Genomic DNA, 26,841 nt, shown 5'->3' with positions numbered 1-26,841 from the left:
ATAAATCGATTTTAATTATTTAATGCTAGGTTGATATTGCTTTATAGTAGATTTTTGATTTTAAGCTTATTTTTGTTTATATTTGGCGGTATTTAATTGCAATAAAATCTTTATAATATTTTCAAAGTCTTTAACATCTTCATTTAATAAAGCACATTTATTGCTTAATATGGCATATTTATAAGCATTAATAATATCTAAATCAGGATATTTTTCTTGTAAGCTTTTTATTTTACTTGATTGCTTTACTCTAGCAAGTTTTGATTTATAGAGATTTTTATATTTATCATAAAGTGAAGAGCTAATGCCAATTAAAGCACCTTTATTTTTAGTTTCTTTAAAGACTCTTAAGACGAATTTGATACAGCCATTTTTTCTGTTAATGCGTCTTGTATCATAAGGATTTTTTAAAGAATATTTAGTGCAATTTACTACCCAAGTGTGAATTATTTTTTCTAATCTATCACTTTTGTTTTGCGTAGGAGTTTCATCTAGTTTTATCTCATCTTTAGGATTATCAGCAGATACAGTTTTTTTGAAAAATATATTTTTAAACACAGAATAACTTGCCTTTTTTAACAAAAATTTATAATATTTTATCATACAAAAATTACAAAATCATAACATTTTCATTTTTTAAAAAAACACAGCAAATCTCAAAAAAATCTCAAAAAAACACTAAAGGTAACGAAAACATATAATATATACTTACGAAGTAATGTATAGGTGTATGAATATTTTTAACAAAAATAACAAATTTTATTAAAATCCATAAAAAATACACCAAAAATTTATCAAAATATACGAAATATATACTTTTTAAGCTAAAGGTAACGAAAACGGCATATCTGCTTAGCACGGTGTAGTGATTATTTTAAAAATTAGAGTATTTTATACGAAATATATACTTTTTTATATTAAAGGTAACGAAAACGGAATATCTACATAAGTATGGAGTAGTGATTATCTTAAAATGGGCTATTTTTTATAAATTTTAACCTATAAAACTCAAAAAAGAAAGCTTTAAAATACAGCTTAAAATTTCCATTTTACTAAACTTTTTATCAAAACAAAAAAAGGTAAGATTTTTTGAAAAAATTAACTTGTATTTTTTTGGATATTTTTTTATAACTTTAATAAAATGAAGATATATTTTAAGAAAAAATGAGAGTATTTTTAAGCTAGCGATCCAACTAAAATAAATTTCATTTGTATAAAAAATAAAAAAGATAAAATCAGATTAATTTTTATTTTAATATCAATCATGATCACCTCCTTATAATTTAATAAAATATAAAAAGGATCGCAGCTCCAGCTAATCGCTAGCTTAAAAATACTAAGTAATATAATTTTATAATAATTTTAAATTAAAATAATTTTTTTATATTTTTGATAAAAAGATTAAGATGTATATAAAATAATATTTGCTTAATCCTAAAAGCAAAAAACCGAAAAAGCCGAGAAACCATTATTTTACCAATACTAATAATTATAAAATTTCATATGTTTTAATGGTTTAACTAATTTTTAAGTCTTATGAATAAAATAAATAAATTATAATGTATTTAGTTTATACTGTCTTCTTTTAATAAAAAAAGAAATAGAGAATGAATTAGCAATTGAATATAAAAAAGTAAAATGTATTTTTTATTTTATTCTTTTTTTAAATATTTTTATAAAAGTCAATTTCTTTTTTAGATTATAATGATAAATTATATTATTTTAATATGGAGTATTAAAAATTAATTTTTGAGAAAAAAACCGCTACCAAAACCGCTCCCTGAGTTTTTTAAAAATTTTAAAAAACACTTTGAAAAGTAATGGTGCCCGAGGTCGGACTCGAACCGACACAAGGTTGCCCTTACCAGATTTTGAGTCTGGCGCGTCTACCAGTTTCACCACTCGGGCTTTTTTAAGATTTTAGATTAAAAATATAGAATGTAAAATTATACTAAAAAAAAATTAAAGCAATATAAAAATATTTATATAGTAAATTAAAATATCTTTAAAATTGGAACTTTTTTTGCTTGTAAATAATTAAAAAATTTATTTGCGGAGCAAGATAATGAGAATTAGTAACCAGTATACTTACTACACTTCTATACAAAATTACACGGATGGTCAGTCTTTACTTAATAAATATAATTTGCAATTACAAACAGGTCAACTTATACAGCACTCTTGGGAAAATGCCAATACTTATATTAATGGTTCAAGATTAGAATATGAACTAGCTAATATAGGTCAGGTAATTGAAGGAACTCAATCAGCTATGGAATTAGCAAAAAACACAGATACGGCTTTAAAAAATATCACTGAACTTTTGGAAAAATTTAAAACACTCTTAACAAAAGCTGCAAGCGATGGTAACTCTCAAGAATCAAGAGAAGCTATAGCGAAAGAACTTAAGCTTGTGAGAGATTCTATTGTAAATATTGCCAATACTAGCATTAATGGGCAGTATTTGTTTGCAGGATCAAATAGTGCTAATATGCCTTTTGATAAATATGGAAACTATACTGGCAATAAAGATAATATTTTTGTAGTTAGTGGTGCTGGCACGCAAATTCCTTATAATATACCTGGTTGGGATTTATTTTTTAAACCTGATTCAAATATAAATAAAATCATTTCAACAAATGTTTCTTTCACTGATGCTCGCTATCCAGATAAAAAAGAATATTTAACAGGAGAGTCCAAATTTTCGCATTTAATAGGACAAAATTATGTGCAAAATGGAGAACTTAAGCCGGACGAGCATTTTGGCGATAGTTATGATGATAAACTTCCTTTTCCACACTCATCAATGTATATTCAAGGCGTTAGACCCGATGGAACAAGTTTTAAAGCCACTTTGGATATAGATCCTGACGCTAAAATTGAAGATGTTTTAGAAAATATTGGAAAGCTATATGGTAATACAGAGGGAAATGAAGTTGTTAAGGTCGCATTGAATGATAGTGGCCAAATAGAAATAAAGAGTTTAAAAGAAGGAAATAGTTCTTTAGATTTTCATGCAGTTGCCATGACACCACAACTTCAAGACGCAGAGCAAATTAAAGCCTTAAGTGAGGCTGCTCAAAGAGAAGGTATCGGCATGGACGAAGTTACCAATCGCATTATGCAAGCAGCGCATAATGGAGATTTAAATAATACTAAAAGTCCAGTAACTGTGGAAGTTGGTGGTGAGCAATTTACTGTTGATATTTACAAAACAGACTTTATAAAAAGCAATATCAATGGTAATAAAACCAATGGAGCTGATTTTGATGTGCCTTTTGAAAAAGATGGCAATACTGTTTTTGGAAATGTTTCTCAAGTGATTAAAGGCACTAGTGAGTATGCTACTGATAGTACAAAATTAAGTGAAGTCGTTGCAAATGCTAATGGTAGTATGGATGGCCAACAACTTCAAATGGAAATCACTTCTAGAAGCGGTCAAAAATATAATGTAACTATTGATTTAGAAAATTCTACTGTAAGTTATCCTGATCCAAATAATCCGGGTCAAACCATAAGTTTTCCTATTACACATTCTCAGTATAATGAAGCAACGGGAACTTCAGTGGGTATGCAAACAAGACCTGAAGATATTACTTATGGTCAGTTAAATGATATTATAGGTATGTTTGCAAGCGATAATGTTCCTACAGCAACTATTACTCCAAATGCAAACGGAACTATTAATAATAATGATTTTCAAACTATCCAACAAGACATAGCTGATTCCAAGGGTTTTGTTGAAGTTAGTATGGACTATAAAGGTCGTATAAGTATTACTGATAAATTTTCAACTAATACAAATATAGGCCTTACCATTAAAGATTCAAATTCAAATAGCGGCTTTCCCCCAGCAGGAGAAGTAAGCAATGGTTCAGGTTTTGTATTTAGTGCAAATAATTCTTTAACTATCGATGATCCAAATATTGATTTGATTAAAGATTTGGACGAGATGATAGATGCAGTTTTAAATGGTAGCATGAGGGCTGATTCAGAAGGAAGTGATCCTAGAAATACAGGTTTACAAGGCGCATTAGAAAGGATTGATCATTTACAAGATCATGTTAGAAAAATGCAAACAACCATAGGAGCTTATACTAACAATATAGAAGAAACAAACAAAAGAATGACTTTTTTAAATGTTAATGTTGCTTCTATAAAAAGCGGAGTGACTGATGCTGATTATGGGCAAACATATATGATGTTTATGCAAACTATGGTTTCTTATCAAGCTATGCTTTCAGCTACTTCTAAAATTTCTCAAATGAGTTTATTAAACTACTTATAATTTTTGATATAATAGCTTTTTTCTTTATAAAAGGATGTGTTATAAAAAAAGAAGCTATTTTTATCATTTCTAATGTTTTTATTTTTTATTTTTGTCTAAGTGCTTTGATACCTGATCAAGCTTTAGTAAGTATTATAGGATACTCTTTAGCAAAACTTAGCTATTTTTTATTTGGCTCATTGACTAAATTTTATCCTTTTGTCTTTTTTTGGTTTAATTATCTTTTATATAAAAATGATTATAACTTTGAACTTATTGAGCGTAGATTTAGTGTAGCTATCTTTACTTGCATTTTTGCTTCGCTTATTTTTGCTTCAGCATTTTTGCAAGATAAAGGTTATATAGCTTCTGCTATGTTTGTGATTTTAGATGGACTTTTTGGAAAAATAGGAAGTTTAATCTTAGTGATTTTGCTTTTAGCTTTTGCTTTTAGTATTTCTTTTCCGCAAATTATCAAAGAAGTGTTTAAAATAGATCTTGATTTTGATTTTTATTTAAAACTCGAAACTTTAATTAAAAATAAAATTTTTGGCTTTTTTGGTGGCGATAAGTATGAAAATGAAACCAAAGAAGAGCAAGAAAAGCTTAAGCAAGAGCTTTTAATCAAAGAGAAAAAAGAAGAGTCCATTAAAAAGGAAGATCTATCAAAACAAGAGACTCAAGAAAATAAAAAATTCAATCTTGAAGATTTGAAAAATCAAGAATTAGAAGAAGTGATAATTAGTGAAGAGGATAAAAAATTAAGCTCAAGTTATATTCATGAGCTTTCAGAGCCTATTGCAAGTTTTGCTCAAAAAGCTAGTCAAATAAATATAAAGGAAGATGAAATGACCCCTGAAGAGTATTTATCAAAATATAAAAATAATAGTGAAGATATTTATACTCAAACTTTAAAAAGTAAAAATTTAGATGAGCCAAGTTATAAAAGACGTAATATGGACTTAAATGAAAACAAAGAAGAAGTGATAGAAGAAAATTCTTTATTTGCCAAAGAGCTTAAAGAGCGTGAGCAAATGCTGCAAAAAGCTAAATTGCTAGAAGAGTATAAAGCTTTACAAAAAGAAAAAATTTTAGAAGAACTTAATGAGGATTTTAAAAAAATTGAAGAATTAAATGCTATAGAAGCACAAAAAGAAGCTGAGTTTAAAAAAATTCAAAACAAAACTAGCTTTTTAGGGGTGAAAGATTTTAAAGATGAAGATTTTATTCCGCAAAATGAAGTAAAAGAACTTGATTTTAGTGAAGATGATTTTGCTAAGCCTGTTAGTATAGAAGAGCTAAGAAGTAAAAGAAACTATGAAAGTCCTTTTGTAGTAGAAGAAGTACAAATTGAAGTTAAAGAAGAAAAAGTTCCATTTGAGATTACCCAAGAGCCTATAGTGGAAGTAGTAGAAAACAAAACACACCATTCTATCACTAATGAAGTGAGTGAAAATAAAGCTTTATTGAAAGATCTTGATTTTGGAAATTTTGAAAAACCAAAAGATTTTTCTTTACCACCTTTAGATTTTTTAACCATGCCAAAAGAAGGTAAAAGCGAGATAAATGAAGAAGAAATAGATAGAAAAATTTATGATTTATTGGAAAAATTAAGACGCTTTAAAATAGGTGGCGATGTAGTTAGAACTTACACAGGTCCTGTTGTAACTACTTTTGAATTTCGTCCAGCAGCAGATGTTAAAGTGAGTAAAATTTTATCTTTACAAGATGATTTGGCTATGGCTTTAAAAGCTCAAACTATAAGAATTCAAGCTCCGATTCCAGGTAAAGATGTAGTAGGAATTGAAGTCCCAAATGAAAAAATCGATACGATTTACTTAAGAGAAATTTTAGAAAGTGAGGTATTTAAAAATTCTAGCTCACCTTTAACTATAGCTTTAGGTAAGGATATAGTAGGTGATCCTTTCATCACAGATCTTAAAAAGCTTCCTCATCTTTTAATAGCAGGAACTACAGGAAGTGGTAAAAGTGTGGGAATTAACTCTATGCTTTTATCTTTGCTTTATAGAAATTCGCCAAAAACCTTAAGGCTTATGATGATAGATCCAAAAATGCTTGAATTTAGTATTTATAATGATATTCCACATTTACTTACACCGGTAATTACTGATCCTAAAAAGGCGGTAAATGCTTTATCAAATATGGTAGCTGAAATGGAACGCAGGTATCGTTTGATGGCTGAAGCAAAAACTAAAAATATAGAAAATTACAATGAAAAAATCAAAGAACAAGGTGGGGAAATCTTACCATTTATTGTAGTGATTATCGATGAGTTGGCTGATTTAATGATGACAGCAGGTAAGGATGTAGAGTTTTATATAGGTCGTTTAGCGCAAATGGCAAGAGCAAGCGGAATCCACTTAATCGTAGCTACACAACGCCCTTCAGTAGATGTTGTTACTGGGGTTGTAAAAGCAAATTTACCAAGTAGAATTTCTTATAAAGTAGGGCAAAAGATAGACTCTAAGGTTATTTTAGATTCTATGGGTGCTGAAAGCTTACTAGGGCGTGGAGATTGTTTATTTACCCCTCCTGGTATGAGTGGTTTAGTGCGTTTGCATGCACCTTTTGCAAGCGAAAATGAAATAGAAAATATAGTAGAGTTTTTAAAAGCTCAACAAGTAGTAGAATATGATGAGAGTTTTTTAAAAGATGACAGTCAAGATGGAGCTTATAAAAGAAGTGAATTTGATGATGGAGATTTAGATGAGCTTTATGAAGAAGCAAAGGCTGTAATCTTAGAAGATAGAAAAACTAGTATTTCTTATTTGCAAAGACGTTTGAAAATAGGCTACAACCGCGCAGCAAATATCATAGAACAACTTTCACAAACAGGTGTTTTAAGCGAACCTGATGCAAAAGGGCAAAGAGAAATTTTATAATTAATTTCTTATTGCCTTATTATGATCTTTTAAAGTAGAGGTAAAAATATGCTTATTAGTTTTTTTATCCCTTACAAAGTATAAATATTCTGTTTTAGCAGGAAAAATAGCTGCCTTGATAGCTTCAAATGAAACATTACATACAGCTTCTTTTGGTATGCCATTAAATTTATAAGTGTTATAAGAACTATTATCTGATCTTATTCTTTGTGGAGTGATTTTTTCATGAGAGTATTTTCCATAATTTAATGTTCCATCCATTTGAAGCTTCATGCCTTTTCTTAAACGATTTCTAATCACAGATGAAACTATAGGCATTTCTTCATTACTCGCTGCTTCTTTTTGTATAATGGAAGCTATGATGATATACTCATGCCATTTTTTTTCATTATATTCTCTAAAAATTTTATAAGAAAGTTTTTTAAATTCACTTATAGAGTAAGCCAAAAGATATTTTACCAAAAGCTCTTCTGTGATACCTTTTGGAATTTTATAAGTTTCAGGAAAAAGCATACCTTCTTTAAAAGGACTTTGTTTGTAAAATTCCTGCATTAAGATTTTAACATTTAAATTTAACTTCGGTGCTAATTCTTCAAAGAAAATTTCAGTCGTTTCTCCAGGAATTAAAGTAATAGTTTCAAGCGCTGCCTTAGCGACGGTAAGCTTATGTAAAAATTCAGCTCTATTTAGTTCTTTTGTGCCTATATTTATCCAGCCAGATTGTGGATGGCCCAAAAAATATAAAGTATATTTATCAATACTGCTCATTTTATAGTTATTTTTATCTAATTGCGTTATAATCTTGCTAACAGAACCTTGTGGTATAAAAACCACAGAGTTTGTTTTTATAGGTAAAAGTAGATAATAAAAAATGGATAAAAGAAAAATTAAAATCAAGTCACAACATATTAAAAAAATTCTTAAATTTTTAGCATTACCTATGATACTTTTCATTGCTTTGTTTATTTACCTTAAAAATGGAATTTACATAGAAAAATTAGAATTTTCTTCTATTAATTTAGAGAAATTATATATTAAATTAGATAAAAAACTCATTTTAAATGCTAAAAAAGTCGTAGTAAATTCTCAAAGTCAAAGTGCTCAAAATGAAACTAGCGCAAGTGAAGCTGTGCAGCTTATCAAAGATGTAAAATATATTTATTGGTTTTTTCAAGAAATCAATATTGATGAAATGTTTGTCAATAACTATCCTGTGGAGTTAATTTATAAAAATAATTTATTTTTTGTAAACAGTAAAAATCTTTTAGTAAAAGTGAATTTAAAAATTAGTGATAAAAATATACAAGCTAATATTGATAATTTTCTTTTAAAAGATTACAATCTTAGTGTAATTGGTTCCTTGCTTATTAATCCTAAGACAAAATTTTATACTTTTAAAGGTAAAATCGATAGTGATTTTTTAAAAAGTGATGTTAAATTTTCACTCAAAAGAGAAGAGATTGCTTATGAATTAGAAAATATCAGTTCAAATAATATTTCGCAAATTTTTGATATTTTAGTAGAAAATGGAGTGCATTTGCCTTCTAATCTTGCTCTTTGGGTGGGTGGTAAGGTAAAGGCTGATTTTTATTTTATAGAAAAATTAAGCGGTTTTGCAGACTTTGGAAAGCATAGATATTATTTAAACGATATCAATGCCAAAGGTTATGTAAATAATTTAAAAGTAGTTTTAGATAAAGGCATAGATCCTATCGTAAGTCCTTTTGTAAGACTTGAATTTGCTAAACAAAGACTTGATTTTATTTATGATGATTTGCGTTTTAATAATTATGATTTAACTCAAAGTCAAATTTATATAGATAATATGTTAAATGAAAAAGCAGGAATTTATATACGTATTAAAAGTGATAATGCTAGAGCTGATTATAGGGTTAATAAAATTTTGCTTTTATATGATATAAAATTACCATTTTTGCAAAATAATGGTGTCACAAAGACTGATTTAACACTGAAAATTCCTTTTGATCATCCTGAGAAAATTACTTATAATGGTAGTTTTAATATTATTAATTCAAATATAAATATAAGTGATTTTAAGATAACTCAAGCAAATCTTACTTTAAAAAAAGATAAGCTAGATATACAAAATGCAAGCGTGCAAAGTAGTATGATTAATGGTGATTTTAATGCAAGTGTTGATTTGAAGCAAAAAAAAGGTGATTTTAAAACCATTATAACAAACTTAGAACTACCACAAGATAGCTTAAAAATGGAAAATAAATTTCTTGATTTAAGCCTTGATTTTGATAAAAATATTAGTTTATATAATAAAGAATTTACCACAACTTTAAATTTTGATCAAGGTATGTTTGTTTATGTTGAAAAACTTGCAAAATATAAAAATTATTCTAAATTAATGCAAAAAAATAAAGTGCATGATGGGGAATTATCTTTAAATACTTTAAATTTCCAAGATTTTAATATAGATATTAATAATACTACTTTTGAATCATTTTTGCTTTATAAAGATAATAATCCTTATGAATATGATAGTTTTAATATAAAAATAAAAGGTAATGATTTTAATTTAACTAGTGCAAGTGGTAGTATTTTTGCACAAAAAGACAATGATGATGTAAATATTACTTTAAATAATATTAATTTATTGATTTCTCAACAAGATACGGAAAATACTTTAGATACTCTTGAAAATTCAACTTATAATATTAGTGGTAAAAATATAGATTTGATTTTAAAAGATTTTAATAAAACCTTAGATTTTGATCAATTTGACGCTAAAATTAAAAAAGATTCCGTAAAAGCTTGGGCAAATAGAAATGAATCTAGATTTGATTTTTTGTTTAAAGAAAATCAAATGCAAATTAGAGCTTTAAAAATGGATGATGATTTTCTAAACACCTTTATGCGCCAAAATGTTTTTGAAAAAGGTGAGTTTAATCTTTATGTAGATGGCAATAGTACTGATTTTTTCAAAGGTAAGTTCTTATTTAAAGATACTTATTTAAAAGATTTGAAATTTCATCAACAGCTTTTAAGTTTTATTGATACCATACCTAGTTTAATTTTATTTAAGGCGCCTACCTTTAATGAAAAAGGCTTTAGTGTTGAAAATGCTGGTATAAGTTTTAATCGTAAAAAAGATCTTTTTGAAATAGACGCACTTAATTTTAATGGTGATAGTGCAGATGTGTTAGGTCAAGTTAAAATCAATTTAAGAAGCAATCAAGTGGATGGTTTATTAGAACTTAGAACGCTAAAATCAGCCAGTTCGGTTATTTCCAAAGTTCCAATTATCAATCAAATTATATTAGGTAAAGATAGGCAAATTAGTACACAAATTAAATTAAGTGGAACAGTGGATGAACCTGAATTTAAGACCCAGCTTATTGCACAAAGCTTGCAACTTCCTTATCATTTAATTAAAAATATTTTTGAATTACCAGCTAATTTAGTGAAATAAACGCAAAAAGGAGAAAAAATGAAAATCACTATCATAGGCGCAGGAAATGTTGGTGTAAGTACTGCTTATGCTTTGATTTTAAGAGAGTTGGTTGATGAGCTTGTTTTGATTGATATTAATAAAGATTTGCTTTTTGCTAGAGAATTGGAATTAAGTCAGAGCATAGCTGCTTTTAATTTTGATATTAAAATAACTTGCACGGATGATTATGCGCACTCAAAAGATTCTCAAGTGGTTGTTTTTAGTGCGGGAGTAGCTAGAAAAGAAGGTCAAAGTAGGGATGAGCTTTTTGCTATTAATGCTAAAATTATGCTTGAGTGTGCCAATAATATTAAAAAATTTAACAACGATCCTTTGTTTATTATAGTAAGCAATCCTGTAGATTTTTTACTTAATGCTCTTTATGAAAGTAAATTATTTTCATCAAAAAAAATCATTGCTATGGCAGGTGTTTTGGATAATGCTAGATTTAAATATGAAGTTGGTAAAAAATTAAATATAAAAACTTCTTGTATAGATACTAAGCTTATAGGTTTTCACAATGATAGCATGGTTTTAGTAAAATCTCAAAGTAAAGTTCAAAACAAAGCATTAAATGAGGTTTTAAATGAATATGATCTTGCTCAAATAGAACAAGAAGTTAAAACCGGTGGTGCTAAAATTATTAAACACTTAAAAACTTCAGCATATTTAGCCCCTGCAAGTGCTTGTGTGAGGATGATAGAGGCTTTAAAAAGTGGAGAATTTTTACCAATATGTGTAATTTTAGATGGAGAATACGGCATAAAAGAAAAAGCTTTTGGTGCTATGGCAAGGATAAGTCTTGATGGGGTGCTTGAAATTTTGGAGTTAAAATTAGACAATCAAGAACAAATTGCATTAGAAAATTCTCTCATTCAGTATAATTATAAATAATTTTTAGGAGTTTTTTACTCCTAATGTTACTTTGCGTTATAAATACCTATTTGTTTTACTTTATATTTTAAATAATATTTACTCATGCTATAAATTCGCTATAATAAAAAGTTTGTTTTAAAAATAACTTTTGATAAAAAATCATTAAAAATAACAAAAAATTAGAAAGGAATTTTAATGGTAGCCCCAGAAAATACACCGGTTTGGGTTGATGAAGCAAGATGTAAAGCTTGTAATATCTGTGTTAGCTATTGTCCAGCTGGAGTTTTAGCAATGAGAGATGAAATCAGTGCAGTATTAGGACAGATGATAGAAGTGGTTCATCCTGATTCTTGTATAGGCTGTAGTGAATGTGAAAGTCACTGCCCTGATTTTGCAATTTTTGTTGCAAAAAGAGATGAGTTTAAATTTGCAAAGCTTACGCCAGAAGCCAAAGAAAGAGCACAAGCTGTTAAAGAAAATAAATATAAAAAATTAAACGCATAGGAAAAACAATGAGAGAAGTGATATCAACAGGTAATGTTTTAGTAGCAAAAGCTGCGATTGATTGTGGCTGTAAATTTTTTGGTGGTTATCCAATTACCCCAAGTTCTGAAATAGCACATGAATTAAGCCATATGCTACCAAAAAATGATGGTACTTTTATACAAATGGAAGATGAAATTTCAGGTATTAGTGTGGCTTTGGGTGCTTCTATGAGTGGTGTTAAGTCTATGACAGCAAGTAGTGGACCTGGAATTTCTTTAAAAGCTGAGCAAATTGGTTTGGGTTTTATAGCTGAAATTCCACTAGTAATTGTAAATGTTATGAGAGGTGGTCCATCCACTGGTCTTCCAACAAGAGTTGCACAAGGAGATTTGTTTCAAGCAAAAGCTCCAACACATGGAGATTATGCAAGTATAGCTTTAGCTCCTGCTTCATTAGAGGAAGCTTACATTGAAACTATTAGAGCTTTTAATTTAGCTGAAAAATACATGACTCCGGTATTTTTGCTTTTAGATGAAACCATAGGACATATGAATGGTAAGGCTAAATTACCTGATTTAGAAGAATTAGAAATTATTAACCGTAAAAAATTTACAGGAGATAAAAAAGATTATAAACCATATGCGGCAGGGGAAAATGAAGCTGCTACACTAAATCCTTTCTTTGAAGGTTATCGTTATCATATCACAGGACTTCATCATGGAGATATAGGTTTTCCAACCGAAGATGGAGCGATAGTAGATAAAAATATGAAAAGATTGTTTGGTAAGATTAAAAATAATACCGATGAAATTTGTACTTATGAAGAGTTTATGTGTGATGATGCGCAGTTTTTAATCATTGCTTATGGAAGCGTTGCAAGATCTGCTAAAGAAGCTATCTTAAGACTTAGAGAAGAGGGTGTAAAAGTAGGGCTTTTTAGACCTATCACGCTTTATCCAGTAGCTGAGAAAAAAATAGCTCAAGTGGTATCTAAATTTGAAAAAGTTATGGTTAGCGAGCTTAATATGGGGCAATATTTAGAAGAAATTCAAAGAGTAAGCAAAAGAGATGATTTTATTAGCTTACACCGTGCAAATGGTCGCCCTATAACCCCAAGTGAAATTATTGCTAAAGTAAAGGAGAATATGTAAAATGGCTTTTAATTACGATGAATATTTAAGAGTGGATAAACTTCCAACACAATGGTGCTGGGGTTGTGGGGATGGAGTTGTTTTAAAAGCTATTATTAGGGCCATTCAAAAACTTGGCTGGAATATGGATGATGTTTGCTTAGTTTCTGGTATAGGTTGTAGTGGTAGAATGAGTTCTTATGTAAATTGTAATACAGTGCATACCACCCATGGTAGAGCTATTGCTTATGCAACAGGGATTAAACTGGCAAATCCTAAAAAACATGTAATCGTAGTAAGTGGGGATGGTGATACTTTAGCAATTGGTGGAAATCACACTATCCATGGATGTAGAAGAAATATAGATTTAACTCATATTTTAATTAATAATTTTATTTATGGTCTTACAAATTCACAAACTTCACCAACTACCCCACAAGGCTTTTACACTGTTACAGCTCAAGCAGGTAATATTGATCCAAATTTTGACGCTTGTGAACTTACTAAAGCTGCTGGGGCTTCTTTTGTAGCAAGAACAAATGTTATTGAGGCAAATAAACTTGAAAATATCATTTTTAAAGCTTTATCACACAAAGGTTATAGTTTTGTAGATGTATTTTCAAACTGCCATATTAATCTTGGTAGAAAAAATAAAATGGGTGAAGCTGTAAGCATGCTTGATTGGATTAAAAATCGTTGTGTGGATAAGTCTAAATTTGAACAATTAGACTATGAGCAAAGAGCAGATAAATTCCCTACGGGAATTTTGCATCAAGATGAAAGCAAGGCAGAATATTGTGAGGCTTATGAAGAAGTTAGAAGAGCCTTGAAAGAAAAAAGAATGGTTGATTTAGGAGCATTAAAATGAAATATCAATTAAGATTTTGCGGTGAAGGTGGACAAGGGGTTATCACTGCAGGTGAAATTTTAGCTAAAGCTGCCATTAAAGAAGGACGCAATGCTTTTAAAGCTTCTACTTATACTTCTCAAGTTAGAGGTGGACCAACTAAGGTTGATATTATCATTGATGAAAGTGAAATCTTTTTTCCTTATGCAGTAGAAGGTGAAGTTAGTTTTATGCTTTCAACTGCTGATAAGGGTTATCATAGTTTCAAAGATGGTGTTTGTGATGGCGGTGTTATAGTTGTAGAGCCAAATTTAGTTCATCCAAGCAAAGAAGATTATGCTAGATGGAAAATTTTTGAAATTCCTATTATTACTATAGCTAAAGAAGAAGTAGGGAATGTAGCCACTCAATCAGTTGTTGCTTTGGCTATAGCTGCTTATATGAGCAAATGTATTGATATTGATGCATTAAAACAAACTATGCTTGATATGGTGCCTGCAAAAACTAAAGAAGCAAATGCAAAAGCTTTTGATTTAGGTATAGAATACGCTAAAAAAGCACAAGCAGTTTCTTGATTTTTCAAGAAACTCTCCTTATAAAATAATATTTATTAAATTATCGTTATAATATTTTCCATTTTAAGCAAAAAGGTAAAATAATGAAAGAGCTAAATGGCTCGCAAATGATTTGTGAAGCATTAAAAGAAGAAAATGTTAAAGTAGTTTTTGGTTATCCTGGTGGTGCGGCTTTAAATATTTATGATGAAATTTATAAGCAAACTCATTTTAAACACATTTTAGTTAGACACGAGCAAGCGGCCTTACATAGTGCTGATGCTTATGCTAGAATGAGTGGTGAGGTTGGTGTGGCAGTAGTTACAAGTGGACCTGGTTTTACTAATACAGTTACAGGTTTAGCTACTGCTTATAGTGATTCTATACCTTTGGTTTTAATTTCAGCTCAAGTTGCAAATTCTTTAATAGGAACAGATGCCTTTCAAGAAATCGATGCTATAGGTATTTCAAGACCTTGTGTAAAGCATAATTATTTAGTAAAAAATATTGAAGAATTACCTAAAATTTTAAAAGAAGCTTTTTATATTGCAACAACAGGTAGAAAAGGGCCTGTGCATATTGATATACCTAAAGATGTTACTGCTGCTATAGGTAAATGGCATTACCCTAAAGAAATTTCTATGAAAACTTACAAGCCAACTTATAAAGGAAATATTAAGCAAATTAAAAAATTGGTAAGTTTGATTAAAAATGCTCAAAAACCTTTATTTTACCTAGGCGGTGGTTGTATAGCTTCTAATGCTAGTGATGAGTTGAGGGAATTAATTCATTTTTGTCAAATTCCTGCAGTTGAAACTTTAATGGCTTTAGGGACTTTAAGAAGTGATGATAAGCTTAATTTAAAAATGGCAGGTATGCATGGGAGTTATTGTGCAAATATTGCTTTAAGTGAGTGTGATTTGCTCATTGCTGTGGGTGCTAGGTTTGATGATAGGATTACTGGTAAAACAAGTGAGTTTGCTAAGGGTGCAAAAATCGTTCATATTGATATAGATCCAAGCTCTATTTCTAAAATCATCGAAGCACATTTTCCTATAGTTGGGGATATTAAAAGTGTTATTTTAGATACCTTAGAAGAATTAAAAAAAGAAAGTTTTGATAATACAAAATACCAAGAATGGTTTAAAACTTTACAAAGATATCAGCAGTTATATCCTTTAATCTATGAAGATAGTGATGAAGTTTTAAAACCTCAATGGGTTATAGAAGAATGTGCTAGATTAGCTCCTGATGCAAGGATAATTACTGATGTAGGGCAACATCAAATGTGGGTAGCACAATTTTATCCTTTTAATTATGCAAGACAACTTGCAACAAGCGGTGGGCAAGGAACTATGGGTTATTCTTTACCAGCTGCACTTGGAGCTAAATTAGCTGTGGGTGAAGAAGTGGTGGTAAATTTCGTAGGCGATGGTTCTTTTTTAATGAATATCCAAGAACTAATGACAGCAAGTGCTTATGGAATTAAAGTGATTAATATCATTTTAAATAATTCTTTTTTAGGCATGGTAAGACAATGGCAAAGTATGTTTTATAAAGAAAGATTTTCTAATACAGATTTAACAAGTCAACCTGATTTTATTACTATTGCTAAAGGTTTTCATTGTGAGGGTTATAATGTCTTTAATAAAGAAGAATTTCAAAAAGCTTTCAAAACAGCCTTAGAATCTAAAAAAACTTGTGTTTTAAATGTGGCTATAGATCGTTATGAAGATGTATTACCTATGGTGCCTGCAGGTGGAGCTATTTATAATATGATTTTACCTAGCTATAAAAACAAGGATAAAAAATGAAAAGAAGAGTAATTTCTGTCATTGTATTAAATGAGCATGGGGTATTATCACGCGTTGTTGGGCTTTTTTCAGGACGTGGTTATAATATAGAATCTCTTACTGTTGCTCCACTTGATGATAAAGAATTCTCAAGGATAAATATCGTTACTTTAGGCGATGAAAAAGTTTTTGAACAAATCATAAAACAACTTCATAAACTCATACCTACTTATAAGGTAATTGATTCTAGTGATTTTATAGAAAAAGAAACAGCCTTGGTAAAGATTGCTTTAAGTGAAAATTTTGCAGGCTTAGATGCTATATTAAAAGCTTATAATGGCAGTGTAACTTATAGTGATGATGAGTTTATTATAGTAATGGCAAGTGATAATGCAAAAAATATCGATAACTTTTTAAAAACCATGAAAAAGTATAATCCTATTAGTGTAGTTAGAAGTGGTTCTATTTTAATGGAGGTAAAATGAAAATTAGTGAAATTGCTAAATTTTTAGGCATAGAATATTGCGGAGAAGATATAGAAATTACAGCTTTGAATTCTTTGAATAATGCAAGTTTTACTGAACTTAGTTATTGTGATGGAGAAAAAAACTCTAAAAAAATTGCAAGTAGTGGAGCTGGGGCTATATTAGTCTCCAAAGAATTTGAAAATTTAGTTTCAAAAGATTGTATTAAGCTAGTTGTTGATAATCCACATTTATCTTTTGCGCTTTTAAGTAAGCTTTTTGCTAAACCTTTAATCTCTAGTGAAAAAAAACAATCTAATATTGCCAAAAGTGCTAAGATTATGCCAAATGTTTATATAGGCGAAAATGTCCAAATAGCTGATCATGTAGTGATAATGGCAGGTGCTTATATAGGCGATAATGTAAGTATAGGTGAATATACTATAATCCATCCAAATGCTGTGATTTATAATGACACTAAAATAGGTAAAAAATGCCATTTGCTGGCAAATTGTGTTATAGGTAGTGATGGCTTTGGTTATGCGCATACAAAAAATGGCGAGCATTATAAGATTTATCATAATGGAAATGTTATTTTAGAAGATTTTGTAGAAGTTGGAGCTTGTACGACTATTGATAGAGCAGTTTTTGAAAGTACTATCATAAAGCAAGGTACAAAGATTGACAATCTCGTTCAAGTAGGACATAATTGTGAAATAGGGGAGAATTGTCTTATAGTAGCTCAAAGTGGAATTTCGGGTTCAAGTATTTTAGGTAAAAATGTCACTATGGGTGGACAAAGTGCTACAAGTGGGCATTTAGAAATAGGAGATTTTGCCACCATAGCCGCAAGAGGCGGGGTCACTAAAAATTTAGAAGGTGCTAGGGTTTATGGTGGTTTTCCTATTATGCTTCAAAAAGATTGGTTGAAATTTCAAGCAAAAATTATCACAGCTTTTAGGGATAAACATGAGTAAAAAAATATTTAAAACTATAGAATTACATGGTAGTAAAAGTGGAGAAATAAGTCTTTGTAATCTTTCTAATCCTTATGGTGTAGGAAGTAATGATGTCTTAAGCATAGGTGTGGCTTTAAAAAAGGAAAATGGGATAGATTGGAAAGTTCATATTCCTTATGAAAATTTAAAAGATCTTATCCTAGCACTTCAAGAAATAGAAAAAAACAAAGCCTAGTTTAAAAACTAGGCGTATTTAAATCCCGTTTTCTTCCTGCGCTAATAATTAAAACAAAATTAAGCACAATCAAAACATATATAAAAGTTGGTATAGGGAAGGCGTCGCCATTTGCATAAGAATGAAGCCCAGAGAGATAAAAATTTACTCCAAAACAAGTCATTAATATACTATAAAAGGCTAAAACACTAGCACTTGCAAAAACAAAAATAAAATAAGTTTTGAAAATAAATCTTAAATGTAATACCATGGTATAAACTACAATAGAAATCAAAGCCCAAGTTTCTTTTGGATCCCAACCCCAATATCTTCCCCAGCTTTCATTAGCCCAAACTCCGCCTAAAAAATTTCCTATTGTAAGCATTGCAAGTCCTATTATCATAGACATTTCATTAACGCAGTGTAATTTAATGATGTTTAAATCTATATTTTTATTTTTACCCCTTAAAGCAAAAAGAATTAAACTCAAAATCCCTATAATAAAACAAAGTGCTAAAAATCCATAACTTGCTGTTATAATAGAAACATGAATATTAAGCCAATATGATTTTAAAACAGGTACTAAATTCCCAATTTGAGGATCCATAAAGCCAAGATGAGCTACAAAAAGTGAAATGCCTGCTAAAAAACTCGCACCACATAAAGCCAAGAGTGATTTTCTAAAAAATATCACAGCACTCATCGCACAAGCAAAAGCTATATAAATCATGCTTTCATAAGCATTACTCCAAGGAGCATGCCCACCTACATACCAACGAATGATTAAAGCTAGTGCATGTATGATTACACATATACTTAAAATGATGTAAAAAAATCTATATACAAAGGCAGATAAAGAAATATTTTTTAATATAGTATAAAAACTTAAGAAGAAAAATACTAACGCAAAGCTAATATAAACAAAAGTTAGATTATCAAAGATATTATAATGATTAAGCAGTATTTCAAGATTTAATCTTTCTTTTGGCGGTAAAACACTACTTCCATAGTGATTTTGAAAATATTTTAAAGATTGTAAAATTTCATTCGCATCTTGCCATTGATTATTTTCAACACCATTGCGAACTTGTAAAAAATAGCTAACTAAAAGCATTTGTAAACGCTCTACATCTTCTTTTGCAAAAGGTAAAATTTGCACCGGAGAATACCACTTTAAACTTTGCTCATTAATATCAGGAAAAATAGTTAAAGCTTGACCGCTATAAATATAATATGCATGATTTATTTTTTCATCTAAGGCTAGCAAATCTTTATCAAAGCTAGTTCTTAATGAAGGCTTTTTGCGGTTAGCTTCCTCAACATAATTACTAAGTTTATATACCCCATTATCAAACACATCATCAAATGCTATGTATTTTTCATTTATATCTGTGCCTATTAATTCTCTTAGCTTGCTTGTTTTTGTAGCTATCATTTTGATTTTTCTAAATTCTTTAGGATAAATCATCATTGCTAGAAAAATTTGATCATAGTGAAGATTTAAAAATTTTTCTTTTTGAGTGATTTTATAAACAAACTCCATTGCCAAAGTATCTAAAGGCTTGATTCTACCATTATGATCTTGCACAAGTAATCTTGCAAAATTTAAAGAATGTTCATAGGAATTCTTTTGCAAATTCGAGATTAAATTTAAAATTTCATTTTTATCTTCTTGTGCAAAAAGTGGAGTTTGTAAATTTGCAAAAAGCAAAATAAACAATACAAAACTTTGACCTTTTTTTAAATAAATACTTAAACGATGAAATCTTGAGTTTTTATCAAATAAAACCCATAAAAATCCCAAAATCAATAAAGTATAACCTATATAAGTAGGGATTTTACCAGGATCTTTATTAACTGAAAGTATAGTGCCTTGCTCATCTTGATCATAAGAGCTTTGAAAAAATCTATATCCACCATAATCAAGAACATTATTCATAAAAATATCATAATCTAAGTTAATATTATTTTGCTCATCCATGATTTGAATTTTTGAAGTGTAAGAAGATGGACTCATAGAGCCTAAATAACGCTCTAGTATAAAATCTTTTAAGTGTAATGCAAAAGGAAGCTTAATTTCTCTTGGTCCCCAATTGATAGTAAAATTTTTTCCCTGTAAGTTAAAATGCACTGCTTGTTTGTTTGTAAAATTTGGATTTAAGATTATTTGTGTATTTGCTTTTTGATAATTAATATTTAATTTTAAGCTAGCAGGTGTGATAGAGTCTTTTTGTGGAGTGTATTTGATAGAGCTTATGATTAATTTTTCGCCATTTAAGTCAATAGTTTTTTCAAAATGCTTTTGAGTTAGCGGGGTAAAGCTAATAGGAAATTCAAAACTGGCATTAGTATCAAAATCAGTAATTTTTATAAATTCTTCTCTAGTAACTATGGTACTCGAGCTTTGATTTTCTCTTATATGCATTCCACCTTCTAAGCCAAAATATCTAGTAAGTCCAGCACCGATTAAAATCACTATAAAAGATAAATGTAAAAGCAAGATAGAATATTTTTTCTTTTGAAAAAGCTTGTTACAAAATATCACTCCGATTAAATTTAAACCTAGTAATAAATGCAACATATCAAACCAAGCATTATTATAAATTAAAGCTTTAGCTGCACTAATACCAAAATCATTTTCTATAAAGGTTGCCACAGCACAAGCTATGGCATATATACTCATTAGTAAAAAACTCATTGCAAAAGAAAAAAAATACTGCATTTTTAACCTTTAAATATTATTTTCTTTATAAAAATGTATGAGTTTTTGTGCTATGGTTGCTTCGTCTAAATTTTGATTTTCTTTTTGATTTAAAAACTCCATTGTAGCACTTAGTCTTTTTGCGCTAATAAAACCAGGATAATTTAGCAAAGTTTGGCTGTTTTTGTTTAAAATTACAATAGTAGGGGTGGCTACTATATCATAAATACTAGAAAGTTCAGCTGTACTTAAGTCACTTTTATGGTTTTTATAAAATGTATGAATTTTTTTATAGCTTATATTTATATAATATGAGCTGTATTTGTCTTTTATAAGTTCTTGTATTTTTTTATCATTTTTAATTTCTTCTTTTAATTTATCACAATAAAGGCAGTGATTTGCGCTGAAAATGATTAAAATGTTTTTATCATCACTTTTTATATTTGTATTATCTTTAAATAAATAGGCTATTTCTTCATAAGATTTTTTATCTAAATCATTTGCTTTTTGTAAATTTTCTTTAGAAAATTGTGTACCGCTTGAGATTAAATTAGAATCAAGTTTTTCTTCATTAGAACAAGCTATAAAAAAAATACTTAAAAAACTAAGTGAGAGTATTGTTTTAAACATTTAAAATCCTTGAAAAAATTAGAAAAAGTCCTTATTCGCTATTATAGCGAATAAGGTTATAAGATAGTGTTAAAGAAAGTATAAAGCATTAAAAATAAAAATACTAAGCCAGTGATTAGCATTGCAAATCCTGCAAGTTTAGCTAGCCATTGATATGCTTTGAAGTTACTTTTATTTTCATATAAAGTGCTTAATTTTCCACTTTCTTTTAAGCGTTTATACCATACATTTCTTTCTTGTTTAATCTCTTCTTCACTAATACTTCCTGAAAAAATCACCATATCCATAGGGAAGCGATCTGCTCTAAAATGCGTATTAAAGAAGTGAATTGCAAAAATAAATCCTGTAGCAAGTAAAGCTTCATCAGAGTGAAGTAGGGTTGCTAAGTTGATTGCTTCACCTGGTAAAAATTTACCAAAGAAAGCAGGAAACCATAAAATAAGCCCTGAAATACCAATGATAAACATACCCCAAAATACTGCTAGATAATCAAATTTTTCCCAATAAGTCCAGCGGTCAAATTGCGGTCTTGGACCAAAGCCAAAGAACCATTTAAAATGATCTTTCATATCTTTAAAATCTTGCCAATTTGGCATTAAAGAATCAGGCCCAAAAGTAGCTTTTAAAACTTTCATAAAGCTTATTTTACCAGTGATTGGATCCCTTGCTACATCACGGCGTTTCCAATTTACAATGATGATTTCTCCAATGTGAGAGAAAAATACTGCAAACATTACTATGGCTGAAATATGATGTATGGTTGCTGCATTAATGATATCTCCACCCATTAAATCAATCATAGGCTTAGCCCACGCTGAATCATAGAATTTTTGCGGTAAGCCTGAGAATGCAAGACCCAAAAAGCTAGCTGCCATAAAGAAATGCTGAATTCTATGGAAAGTACTAAATCTTCTTACTCTTACTTTATCTTCATGTGCTGCTTTTCTTGCTTCTTTCCATTCTTTAGGATATTTTATACGCATAGCAATTAAACGCAAGCACCAAAGTATAGTATGGGCTCCAAAGAAAACGAATACAGAAATTACCAAAATAGTCATGAATATATAAGCACCATGCAATCCAGGATATTTTTCGCCATCGCTATGATCAGCATGTGCCATCCAATTTACGAAATTTTCATTTGCATTTGGGTGACATGTTTTACAAGTTTGAACACGGTTAATTGGCGAGAGGGTTGAGCTTCTTTCACTTGATTTTAAAATATTGTGTTTGCCATGACAATCAGAACAAGTAGCAATACTTGGAGTTTCACCTGGAGTGCTTAAAAACATACCTTTACCATGGAAAGTCATATGAAAAGTCGTGCTTTTTTGTTTATGGCATTGTGCGCATTTTTGATCGACTAATTGTTTTTGTGAATAAATTCCTGAATGTTTTGGGGTAATATGAATAGAGTGACAAGTCGCACAAGATGGTTTTTCTTTTTTCTTTTGCATATCTTGAGCGGGTAAGAACTTTTCTACTCCATGAGCGCTTTTTGCTAAAGCATTGCTTGCTTTTTCATGGCAAGTTGCACATTTTTGATTGATTAAGTTTTTACTTGCTGCAATATCAGCTCTAATGCCTTTACCTTTTTGAGCATGACAATCACGACAAGATGGGGTATTGCTAAATTTAAATCTTGAGTGAATAGTATCTTTAAACTCGATAATTTCTTTAGCTTTTTCCCATTTAACTGTGTCTATTTTTTCAATTTTTCTACCTGAAGTTATCCATGATTCAATGCCATCAAGCATTACAACAGAGTTCTTATAGCCTAGTTCTATAGCAACTGCAGCAGCTTGAGAAGCTTCAAATCTAAAACGATTTAAACCATAAAATACTAAATTTGCATTTTTATCATTAGGTAATAAATTTTGCCAATTTTCCACATAGGTTGATATGGAATTAGGTATATAGCCATTAGCTTGTCTATCTTGCTCTGAGTTGACATCAAAAAAATAAGTATTATTTTGATCTAGCATTTCTTGAGCTTGCGCTAAGCTAATGCTTTTTACACCTTCTATTGAGCCTATTTCTCCATTAGCCTCAGCAAAAATAAATCCTGATGGCATAAAAAGAGTAAAAAGGACAATAAAAAGTCGAGTGATTAAATTTTTCAAGACTAGCTCCTTATTTGAAGGAAGAATTTTTCATTCTTCCTTTGTTTTTATTTACCATTTAGGATATTTTGTGCTTCTTGGATATAAATTAAAGCTTCTTCTATGATTTTCTTAGAATAAGCAGGTCCATGAACACCCCAAGAACCATCTTTTTCTAGTCTATCAGCTATGGCTTGAGCTTGATTAGTTAAGCTTAGCACTTTTGATTTTTGCTCTACTGAAAGTTTGGTTTTTTCAGCAAAAGTTTTATCAATATTTGCTATGCCTTTTCTAATTTTCTCATAGCCTTCTTTAACAGGGTTTTGCCACTGCATTACTTTATCATAAATCATTTCTTGATTGCTAAAGTGAAGTTTTTCAGGCAAGGTTGATTGCACAGGGCTATGACAACCACTTGCACCAGGACCCATTAGATTAATATCACTAAAACTAGTTCTACCACAACTCCACATTAAATCAAGGAAAAATCTACCTTCATCATCTCTAGCTATAGTCCAACCACCAACTTTAGGTGATCTTTCTTTGCCTTCTGGTGGGTTAAGTGTTTTTGCGGTTTTGTCTACTTTGATATTCCAAATATGTGAAGCTCTAACATTATCAAAACCACCTTTGTCAGGGTTTTGAACTGCTCCAAAATTTTCACAACTCATCATATTTGGCATGTGACAAGCTGTACAGCTATCTTTTGCGTGAATTCCACCTTTTTTAAAAAAGCTAGCTTGGGTTTCATGGCAATCTTTGCAAGTTTTTTTAAGTTTTGTTTTAGTATAACCGCTTTTCCAATCATTAAAAGTTACTTCGTGTGGATCATGACAAGTATTACATCTCATACCCTTATCATAGTGTGCTGAAGAATACATTTGAGCACCTTCTGTACCACATGCAGGACAACTTGATTTAAAATACGCATTGAAAGGTTTTCTAGGATTGATTTTAGCATCGGTTTCATTATATGAAAATCTTTGATGACATCTTTCGCAATTTGATGGCATCCCCGCACCTCTTGCTCCATAAAGATGTGCTCCAGCTCCGTGGCATTCTTCGCAAGTAATACCTTTTGAGATGGTATGTTTTTGAAGTTCTTTTGGATTACCTAGTGCTTTGTAAAATTCTTCCTTGCTTTTAAAGTCAAATTTAAAAGTATGACATGTTTCACAATATGCAGTAGCAGGCTGGAAAACTGCTTTTTCTTTATAAGTTGCAGCATAAGAGTTTGTCCCCCATACTTGAGAACCATTTCCTCCAAAATCTTCCATTTTGGTAGGAAAACCAGGTGCAAATGCAGCTATTTTTTGTGCCATTTCAGGGGTTAAAAACTCACTCCAAAGTCTTGAAAATTGATTGCCTCCAGCGGTTAATTTACCACTTAAATCACTCAAATTTCCATCTTCAACATGGTAGGTTCCACGCACAAGCCATCTATCTATAAAACCATATTTTGTTCTTGGTGTTCCAATGAGAGCATAAACATCATTTGGATAAATTCCATCAGGTAAAATAGTAGCTTGAGAGTTATACATAGGTTTTTTTAAACCTTCAGCTCCACCAACTTCTTCCATTTCATGCGGAAAACGCACGGTTTTTGCATGGCGAGAACGCTCCCAAGAGGCATATTGAGCAGGGTGACACTCACCACATTTTTTTGGGCCTACAAATTTGTTTGGAAAATCCAAAAAAGATTCATAAGGCAAGCGATAAGTAATAGAAGCTTGTTTTAAATCATGCTCAGTAGCAAATTTAGCCCCATTTTGATTTAAAACCCAGTTTTCTGTTCTATCACTATGAGTAAATTTACCTACCAAACGCCCTTCTTTTTCATATTTAAAAATAGGGTGATGTTTGTAAAGATAGTCAAAAAATGCATCCTCTTGAGCTACATAACCATCAAGAGTTCTAGGCTCTGAAGAAGCAAAAGCTTGCGAACTTAAACTTATACCTAAGGCTAAACAGGCATAGGTAGCAACCTTAGCTAATTTGTGTTTCATAACTTCCCTTTCGCGTGTTTTGTTAAAAGATAAAAATACTCTTATTTATTATCTATTAACTATTAAAGTATAATTGTGACTATTTTTTAATAAAAATTAACTTAAAATATATTTATATTTATTTTTTATTAATTTAAATAATAAAAATTATCATATAGAAAAAGAAGATATTTGCTACATACTAAATTCTACTTATAGTCCCCACTACCTTACCCACGATTAAAAAATCGCCATTTTGATAATGTACATCTGCATAACTTAGATTAAAAGAGTGTAGATAAACTCCGCCTTTATTGCTTTTAAAAATTTGTTTGATGAATAAACCATCTCTAGTATTTACTGCAAAAACCCCACCTTCTTTAAAGCTTTTGCTTTTATCTACTAAACACAAAGAATCATCTTTGATTTCAGGTTCCATGCTATCGCCTATACATGGGATGATATCACAATCTTTTGAGCCAAAAAAATCACTGAGTTTTTCATCTATAATCACTTCAGAAAAACTTACATTATCATTTAAAGCCCCACCTCCCATAGAAGCATTAACATCATAATATTTTAAAACATTATAGTTTATATCAAGTGATGGAGTATTGCTCTCAAGAGAGTCTTCATAAAAAAATGCATTGATATTGATATTTCTTTCATTTAAAAAATGAAGTATTTGTTTATAAGGTATGGAATTTCTAAATTTCATACTATAAAAGGTATCAGGATTGATATTTAGCATTTTAGCCACATCAGAATCTTTGGCATTTTTTATGCCTTCTTTTTGGAGTATAAATTTAAGTTTATCAGTAATTTCATTCATTTGCATAAAAATCCTTTTAAATAAAAAGTATTTTAGCAAATTTTCTTTTATTTTACAAGAAATCTTTTAAATTAAAAGATATTTAGCTTCCAAATTCATGGAAGCTAAAAAAATTATTTATTAATTAAGCTTTTGATGTATTGATCTACCATGTATAAGCCATTGCCATTGTCGCTTATGAGTTTGATTTTATCTACTATACCTCTAAAAAGTGCTTCTTCTTCGTGTTGTTCGCTTACATACCATTGCAAGAAATTAAAAGTTGAATAATCTTTACTTGAAAGCATAAAATCTACAAGATTATTAATAGAAGCGGTAATGCTTTGCTCATGCTCAAAAGTTTTTTCAAACACATCAAGCAATGATTTAAAATCACTATCAGGTTTTTTAACTTCTTTTAATTCTACTTTAGAATCAGTTTCATTCAAATAAGTGATGAGTTTTCTAGCATGATCACTTTCTTCTCTTGCATGCTCAAACAAAAACGCACCCGCACCATCAAAGCTATGCTCATAGCACCATGAACTCATACTCAAATATAAATTTGCTGCATACATTTCTTTGTTGATTTGCTCGTTTAATAAAGCCACTACTTCTTTAGAAAGCATTTTTTCTCCTTATGAATTATTTTTGTT

Annotated in this window: 19 protein-coding genes, 1 tRNA gene and 1 pseudogene; 12 read left to right on the top strand and 9 right to left on the bottom strand. The window is 29.9% G+C overall.

What is annotated here, in order from left to right; translation table 11 throughout:
• Positions 1-66 precede the first annotated feature (66 nt).
• Both CAMP5121_RS02765 and CAMP5121_RS02760 read right to left on the bottom strand, forming a co-directional pair.
• Positions 67-558, bottom strand: a complete 492-nt coding sequence (locus tag CAMP5121_RS02765; protein ID WP_337214730.1) for a hypothetical protein — start codon at positions 556-558, stop codon at positions 67-69.
• A gap of 1,263 nt (positions 559-1,821) precedes the next feature.
• Positions 1,822-1,908 (bottom strand) — tRNA-Leu (locus CAMP5121_RS02760).
• A 157-nt stretch (positions 1,909-2,065) separates the two neighbouring features.
• Here CAMP5121_RS02760 and flgL point away from each other — a divergent pair.
• Together flgL and CAMP5121_RS02750 are read left to right on the top strand one after the other, a co-directional pair.
• A complete protein-coding gene (gene flgL / locus CAMP5121_RS02755) occupies positions 2,066-4,288 on the top strand; it encodes a flagellar hook-associated protein FlgL (RefSeq protein WP_337214729.1) in 2,223 nt (740 codons plus the stop codon).
• A 953-nt stretch (positions 4,289-5,241) separates the two neighbouring features.
• Positions 5,242-7,170, top strand: a pseudogene (locus CAMP5121_RS02750) (DNA translocase FtsK); the annotation flags it as partial.
• Here CAMP5121_RS02750 and mltG read toward each other — a convergent pair.
• A complete protein-coding gene (gene mltG / locus CAMP5121_RS02745) occupies positions 7,171-8,124 on the bottom strand; it encodes an endolytic transglycosylase MltG (protein WP_263679452.1) in 954 nt (317 codons plus the stop codon).
• Between mltG and CAMP5121_RS02740 the strand changes: the two genes are divergently transcribed.
• The 10 genes from CAMP5121_RS02740 (at position 8,111) to CAMP5121_RS02695 (ending at position 17,977) form a co-directional block, all read left to right on the top strand.
• Positions 8,111-10,612: a YhdP family protein gene (locus tag CAMP5121_RS02740; RefSeq protein ID WP_337214728.1), complete on the top strand. Its 2,502-nt coding sequence runs from the start codon at positions 8,111-8,113 to the stop codon at positions 10,610-10,612. The two genes, mltG and CAMP5121_RS02740, sit on opposite strands and share 14 nt — an antisense overlap.
• An 18-nt stretch (positions 10,613-10,630) precedes the next feature.
• On the top strand, positions 10,631-11,527 hold the full coding sequence (locus tag CAMP5121_RS02735; RefSeq protein WP_337214727.1) for a malate dehydrogenase: 897 nt from the start codon (positions 10,631-10,633) through the stop codon (positions 11,525-11,527).
• Positions 11,528-11,698: 171 nt separating this feature from the next.
• Complete coding sequence (locus CAMP5121_RS02730; RefSeq protein WP_039668439.1) at positions 11,699-12,013, top strand: 2-oxoglutarate:acceptor oxidoreductase, delta subunit; 315 nt, start codon at positions 11,699-11,701, stop codon at positions 12,011-12,013.
• 8 nt (positions 12,014-12,021) lie between these two features.
• Positions 12,022-13,146 (top strand): 2-oxoglutarate synthase subunit alpha, encoded by a 1,125-nt coding sequence (locus tag CAMP5121_RS02725; protein WP_337214726.1) that lies wholly within the window; start codon positions 12,022-12,024, stop codon positions 13,144-13,146.
• A gap of 1 nt (position 13,147) precedes the next feature.
• Positions 13,148-13,993: a 2-oxoglutarate ferredoxin oxidoreductase subunit beta gene (locus CAMP5121_RS02720; RefSeq protein ID WP_257406452.1), complete on the top strand. Its 846-nt coding sequence runs from the start codon at positions 13,148-13,150 to the stop codon at positions 13,991-13,993.
• Entirely contained in the window at positions 13,990-14,547 is a 558-nt protein-coding gene (locus tag CAMP5121_RS02715) for a 2-oxoacid:acceptor oxidoreductase family protein (RefSeq protein WP_337214725.1), read from the top strand. Before CAMP5121_RS02720 ends, CAMP5121_RS02715 begins: the two co-directional genes overlap by 4 nt.
• 83 nt (positions 14,548-14,630) lie before the next feature.
• Complete coding sequence (locus CAMP5121_RS02710; protein ID WP_337214724.1) at positions 14,631-16,340, top strand: acetolactate synthase large subunit; 1,710 nt, start codon at positions 14,631-14,633, stop codon at positions 16,338-16,340.
• Complete coding sequence (gene ilvN / locus CAMP5121_RS02705; protein WP_263662467.1) at positions 16,337-16,804, top strand: acetolactate synthase small subunit; 468 nt, start codon at positions 16,337-16,339, stop codon at positions 16,802-16,804. Before CAMP5121_RS02710 ends, ilvN begins: the two co-directional genes overlap by 4 nt.
• Entirely contained in the window at positions 16,801-17,760 is a 960-nt protein-coding gene (gene lpxD, locus CAMP5121_RS02700; RefSeq protein WP_263725093.1) for a UDP-3-O-(3-hydroxymyristoyl)glucosamine N-acyltransferase, read from the top strand. Before ilvN ends, lpxD begins: the two co-directional genes overlap by 4 nt.
• Positions 17,753-17,977, top strand: coding sequence for a hypothetical protein (locus tag CAMP5121_RS02695; protein ID WP_263723722.1), 225 nt, complete (start codon positions 17,753-17,755; stop codon positions 17,975-17,977). Before lpxD ends, CAMP5121_RS02695 begins: the two co-directional genes overlap by 8 nt.
• A gap of 1 nt (position 17,978) precedes the next feature.
• Here CAMP5121_RS02695 and ccsA read toward each other — a convergent pair whose 3' ends face one another.
• From ccsA to ftnA, 6 genes are all read right to left on the bottom strand, one after another.
• Positions 17,979-20,678: a cytochrome c biogenesis protein gene (gene ccsA, locus CAMP5121_RS02690; protein WP_337214723.1), complete on the bottom strand. Its 2,700-nt coding sequence runs from the start codon at positions 20,676-20,678 to the stop codon at positions 17,979-17,981.
• 9 nt (positions 20,679-20,687) lie between these two features.
• On the bottom strand, positions 20,688-21,287 hold the full coding sequence (locus CAMP5121_RS02685; protein ID WP_133318861.1) for a SoxW family protein: 600 nt from the start codon (positions 21,285-21,287) through the stop codon (positions 20,688-20,690).
• A 56-nt stretch (positions 21,288-21,343) separates the two neighbouring features.
• Entirely contained in the window at positions 21,344-23,362 is a 2,019-nt protein-coding gene (locus CAMP5121_RS02680; RefSeq protein WP_442863281.1) for a rhodanese-like domain-containing protein, read from the bottom strand.
• Positions 23,363-23,457: 95 nt separating this feature from the next.
• Entirely contained in the window at positions 23,458-25,395 is a 1,938-nt protein-coding gene (locus CAMP5121_RS02675) for a cytochrome C (RefSeq protein ID WP_337214721.1), read from the bottom strand.
• Positions 25,396-25,576: 181 nt separating this feature from the next.
• Positions 25,577-26,212, bottom strand: coding sequence for a S24 family peptidase (locus CAMP5121_RS02670; RefSeq protein WP_337214720.1), 636 nt, complete (start codon positions 26,210-26,212; stop codon positions 25,577-25,579).
• 107 nt (positions 26,213-26,319) lie between these two features.
• Complete coding sequence (ftnA, locus tag CAMP5121_RS02665; protein ID WP_012661514.1) at positions 26,320-26,814, bottom strand: non-heme ferritin; 495 nt, start codon at positions 26,812-26,814, stop codon at positions 26,320-26,322.
• Between the last annotated feature and the right edge of the window lie 27 nt (positions 26,815-26,841).

It is taken from the genome of Campylobacter sp. 2352 PW, from assembly GCF_024723575.1.
In the GTDB taxonomy this organism is placed as follows: domain Bacteria; phylum Campylobacterota; class Campylobacteria; order Campylobacterales; family Campylobacteraceae; genus Campylobacter_D.
Note: the sequence above shows the minus strand (reverse complement) of the source record. Positions and strands in the feature narration are given on the sequence as shown.

What these genes read in the sequence shown, in the direction of transcription:
- flgL (WP_337214729.1), top strand. Translation starts at nt 2,066, where the DNA reads ATGAGAATTAGTAACCAGTATACTTACTACACTTCTATACAAAATTAC.
- CAMP5121_RS02740 (WP_337214728.1), top strand. Translation starts at nt 8,111, where the DNA reads ATGATACTTTTCATTGCTTTGTTTATTTACCTTAAAAATGGAATTTAC.
- mltG (WP_263679452.1), bottom strand. Translation starts at nt 8,124, where the DNA reads ATGAAAAGTATCATAGGTAATGCTAAAAATTTAAGAATTTTTTTAATA.
- CAMP5121_RS02735 (WP_337214727.1), top strand. Translation starts at nt 10,631, where the DNA reads ATGAAAATCACTATCATAGGCGCAGGAAATGTTGGTGTAAGTACTGCT.
- CAMP5121_RS02725 (WP_337214726.1), top strand. Translation starts at nt 12,022, where the DNA reads ATGAGAGAAGTGATATCAACAGGTAATGTTTTAGTAGCAAAAGCTGCG.
- CAMP5121_RS02720 (WP_257406452.1), top strand. Translation starts at nt 13,148, where the DNA reads ATGGCTTTTAATTACGATGAATATTTAAGAGTGGATAAACTTCCAACA.
- CAMP5121_RS02715 (WP_337214725.1), top strand. Translation starts at nt 13,990, where the DNA reads ATGAAATATCAATTAAGATTTTGCGGTGAAGGTGGACAAGGGGTTATC.
- CAMP5121_RS02710 (WP_337214724.1), top strand. Translation starts at nt 14,631, where the DNA reads ATGAAAGAGCTAAATGGCTCGCAAATGATTTGTGAAGCATTAAAAGAA.
- ilvN (WP_263662467.1), top strand. Translation starts at nt 16,337, where the DNA reads ATGAAAAGAAGAGTAATTTCTGTCATTGTATTAAATGAGCATGGGGTA.
- lpxD (WP_263725093.1), top strand. Translation starts at nt 16,801, where the DNA reads ATGAAAATTAGTGAAATTGCTAAATTTTTAGGCATAGAATATTGCGGA.
- CAMP5121_RS02695 (WP_263723722.1), top strand. Translation starts at nt 17,753, where the DNA reads ATGAGTAAAAAAATATTTAAAACTATAGAATTACATGGTAGTAAAAGT.
- ccsA (WP_337214723.1), bottom strand. Translation starts at nt 20,678, where the DNA reads ATGCAGTATTTTTTTTCTTTTGCAATGAGTTTTTTACTAATGAGTATA.
- CAMP5121_RS02685 (WP_133318861.1), bottom strand. Translation starts at nt 21,287, where the DNA reads ATGTTTAAAACAATACTCTCACTTAGTTTTTTAAGTATTTTTTTTATA.
- CAMP5121_RS02680 (WP_442863281.1), bottom strand. Translation starts at nt 23,362, where the DNA reads ATGCCATCAGGATTTATTTTTGCTGAGGCTAATGGAGAAATAGGCTCA.
- CAMP5121_RS02675 (WP_337214721.1), bottom strand. Translation starts at nt 25,395, where the DNA reads ATGAAACACAAATTAGCTAAGGTTGCTACCTATGCCTGTTTAGCCTTA.
- CAMP5121_RS02670 (WP_337214720.1), bottom strand. Translation starts at nt 26,212, where the DNA reads ATGCAAATGAATGAAATTACTGATAAACTTAAATTTATACTCCAAAAA.
- ftnA (WP_012661514.1), bottom strand. Translation starts at nt 26,814, where the DNA reads ATGCTTTCTAAAGAAGTAGTGGCTTTATTAAACGAGCAAATCAACAAA.